Annotated in this window: 3 protein-coding genes; 1 reads left to right on the top strand and 2 read right to left on the bottom strand. The window is 38.2% G+C overall.

Annotated features, from left to right (window positions below; translation table 11 throughout):
- The first annotated feature begins 87 nt into the window (after nt 1-87).
- Nucleotides 88-309 (top strand): cytochrome c biogenesis protein CcsA, encoded by a 222-nt coding sequence (gene ccsA / locus M0R16_13315; GenBank protein ID MCK9613850.1) that lies wholly within the window; start codon nt 88-90, stop codon nt 307-309.
- Between the two features lie 99 nt (nt 310-408).
- On the opposite strand, the gene M0R16_13320 is transcribed toward ccsA, so the two are convergent.
- Both M0R16_13320 and M0R16_13325 read right to left on the bottom strand, forming a co-directional pair.
- Nucleotides 409-1965 (bottom strand): T9SS type A sorting domain-containing protein, encoded by a 1557-nt coding sequence (locus M0R16_13320; protein ID MCK9613851.1) that lies wholly within the window; start codon nt 1963-1965, stop codon nt 409-411.
- Nucleotides 1966-2057: 92 nt separating this feature from the next.
- The gene (locus M0R16_13325; GenBank protein MCK9613852.1) at nt 2058-3356 is read right to left on the bottom strand and encodes a T9SS type A sorting domain-containing protein; all 1299 of its coding nucleotides are present in this window, start codon (nt 3354-3356) and stop codon (nt 2058-2060) included.
- Nucleotides 3357-3728: the final 372 nt, after the last annotated feature.

Consider the following 3728-nt stretch of genomic DNA (forward strand, 5'->3'; position numbering starts at 1 on the left):
TTGAATACATCCTACAAAAATAAGGTTAGTGCGGTAATACCGCACTAATTTTTTTGCTAATTAGTTTATATTCTGATTCTTAAAAATATGAATTACACAAAAAACAGGGTAGAGTCAGAAGTCAGGACATGGGCGTTGTTATCCTGGTTGTTTTACCTGCTATATATTCATATTAGAATTGATAAAAACACGAATCCTAGCTTCTCCCTATGGATACTTGCATTATCTTTTATTATTCTTCTAATCTGTTGGTTTGGAATTAACTATATTCCTGCTGCAAAAGATAGTATTCATATTTATTCAAAATAATTTGTTTTTATAATTTAAATTATCTTCGTATGCAACCTTATTTTTGTTGAATTTGGGTTATAGAGAATTAGCACTTTGTGTTGAAAAAACAATTTCCGCTTACCTGATGAATTGAATTTTTTTTGTGACGGTGTTTGTTGCTGTAGAAACAGTAATTAAATAATTTGCTTCCGGAAATGCTGAAACATCAATACTGAATTTGCTTTTATACGGGGTTGCTCTGTAAACATTTTTTCCCTGCAGGTTATAAATTTTAATCATGACAATGTTATCGCCTGCTTCAATAGAAATTGTTTCATTTGAGGGGTTGGGATAAATAGTAAGCTGTTCCGGATAATTAATTTCTGAAATATTTGAAAGGCTGGTCGAAGAATAAGAATAAGAGGCGGTTTCCTGTTCAGATAATGAAGAATCCACATTACAAACCACAAGTATGAGTTTATTATATTCAACTCCAAAGCTGTCAGCATAAAAAATGGCGTTATTGTCATTATCAGGAGTAATAAATTCTATGCTGATGACACTGTCACCGGGCTGTTTCATTTTAATGATCGCCAGTCTGAACAGGACATCTGCTTCACCGGAAAAATTTAAAGCTATGGGATTTGGCGTAGAGCTTGTAAAACGAATGTAATCTGTCCCATAAGGATTTACTGTTTGGTTATGGGTGCCTGTGGGGTATGTATTGTAGCTTGCTATGAGGGAGCAAGTGTTAAAATTGTAATGACGATATGCATACTTTCCGCTTTGAAAGACATCATCATCAAGGTAATTTGTCAGTGACCAATGTACAAAAGCATCCTGAAAAGTGCCGGGTGCATCAATTTGCCGCAATGCACTGTCCATACCAGCAATGCCGTTGAGCTGGTTACTGATAAGTGCCGAAATATAGTCCCAGCCTCCATAATGCTCAAACATGAATAAAGTCCAGAGTTTTACCTGGTTGTAATTCGAAAAGTATATAAGAGGAATATCCGGCTCATCAAGAAAAAATGCCTGGTAGTCCATTACATTCTGTTGAAAAATTCCTTCAGTAAGGTAAATATCGGCAAATGTTGAAAACCCTTCGTCAATCCAGGCTTCTTCCCAGTAAGTAACAGGATTGGAAGGAGGTTCGGGAGAGTGGTCCTGCAGCCAGTGCAGCATATGGCCGAATTCATGTGCCGTGATGCTTTCGATGCCTCCAAAACAATTGTCAGCAATATAAATTATTTCATGTTCTGAGCTATGTCGGCCCCATGTTGCAAAAACCATGCTGTCGGTCATTTGCTTGGCGGGGTCCCAGTATCCGCACCAGTTGGATTCATCGAAAATAAGTATGAACACATGTGTGTCTTTATCCAGGGCATTGGGCACAGGTCCGTAAACAGCGGTCAATTCCGGGACAAAATGATTGTCGAACGTATTTGCAATAGCATCAATGTCTTGCTGAAGAAACGGACTCAGGCTGCTTTCCCGGAAAATATAACAGTAATCGCCCACTTTGTCGCATGTTGCATGAATTTTTCGCTGCGGGCTGCCTGCCAGCGGGGGCCAGTCAATATATGTTACCGACCAGAAGGTCATGGTGTCGCCGGTATTTATCTGGCTGTATGAATTTGCCGGTATGAATAAAAGTACTAATACTATTATTTGCAGAGTTTTTGTGAAGGACATAAAAATGTTTGTAAAATGTATTTAAAATGGGAGCATTCAGTAAAAATAATCAAAAAACTGCGATAAACAGGTTTTTTCAGGACATAAAAACCTTATTCTATAATTATTTTTTCACAATAGGTATCTGAAGTTAAAGTGATTTGTAAAAAGTAAAATCCTTTTACAAATGATGAGATATCTATTGAAATCTGCCCGGAAGTAGCAGTGTTGGTTTCGCTCATGACGACTTTGCCGTTAGCTGAGAAAATGGTAATGGAATAATTTTCGGTTTTCTCCGGTAAGGTTATAAACAACCTGTCGTGGGCAGGGTTGGGAGTTATATTTATGTTCCCGTTCATGCTTTCTTCAATAGCTGTACAGGCATCAATGATTATTGTTTTTTCTTTAAAGTCGAGGCAGCTTGCCCAAAAACCTCCCAGTGTATAAAGTCTTGGTAAATAAGTGTTTGGAACCGTATAAGTATAAGAAGTATTTATGCCCCATAAAAACGGTGCTGTTGGCGAAGCGGGGTCCGGGTCATATACATAAGTGGAATCTGGCTCCGACAAAAAATAACTTAAGAATGCATTATAATTAAACATTCTGTTCCCAAGGATGGTCGCCGGGGCAGGTGCACCTGTAAAATCTACCGGAGTTTCCACGCATGCCGAAGGAGGAGTGATGGTGAAATCAGAGTTTATAGAGTAATTAATTGTCGGGGCTGCAAGCATTTCATTATCGAATGGCCCTCCGGTAAAGCCTGCTGTAAGTATGGGCATGCTTACCCATGCTCCGCTGGAGGGAGCATAATACGATGATTTATATTTTGACAGACCTTCATCATAGCTTTGTGACGGAGTACCGTCATTCAGGAAAAATTCCAGTATGCCGTTCGTGCTGGTCGGCCTTATGACAACAGCATAATTGCCGGATACTGCAATAGCGGGGGTGAAATTTATCTGGCGGAAGTTGAAATTGGTGTCTGTGATGGTGATCGTTGCAACGGTGCCGATCTGAGTAGTAGGGTTATTGTTGACGTCAACATTCCATATTGATGTCTCAACAATAAGGTTTGCGCTGCTGGAAGGCTCTCTTCTGCCGTAAAATTCCACTCCGGTTACATTCATGGAGGCGCCGCTTAGTAAAAAAGCTTGCAACATGGCTTCCTGATCAGCAGTCCACATAGTGAAAGACCACCAGCTGGTATCTCCAAGAATAATTTCTTTTAATTGAGGATACCTTAATGTGTCAATGCATGTTAGGGTTTTGGCTGCATTGAGGCTTTTACCTGTTAAGGTTTTGTGAAGTACATCGGATTTGGGAACAGGAGCTAAAGCTTTTTTAGGTAGCGCCTGGCCGCTGGTATATATTGCCACAGAAAGCATAATAATAAAGAGTAATGATTTTTTCATGATAATAGGATTTCGGTTTTTGGTGTTCATTGTTGTAAAAATACAAAAAATCAATTAAAAATAAAAAAATATTTTAATATTAAATATAAAATAAGGCAATAAAAGGTTATATTCAATCAACTTATTGAACTTTTGCTGGTACTTTGTGGCTATAACCTTTGAGAAAAGTAGTTCCTGTGAATATCAGAGCATGTTTTTTCCAGACATCAGTCGGTGAAGACGGGCTGCAGTAAAGTTTTCATTACTGTTTTGTTTACATTTCAACAAGCCATTAGTTTTGCAAAATGATTTTTAATTTACTTAATTTTATTGTAATTATTACTGAAGAACCAGAGAAAGAGAGGTGAACTAATTCGACAATTAAGCTTTTAG

This window comes from Bacteroidales bacterium, assembly GCA_023228145.1.
Taxonomy (GTDB): Bacteria; Bacteroidota; Bacteroidia; order Bacteroidales; family CAIWKO01; genus CAIWKO01.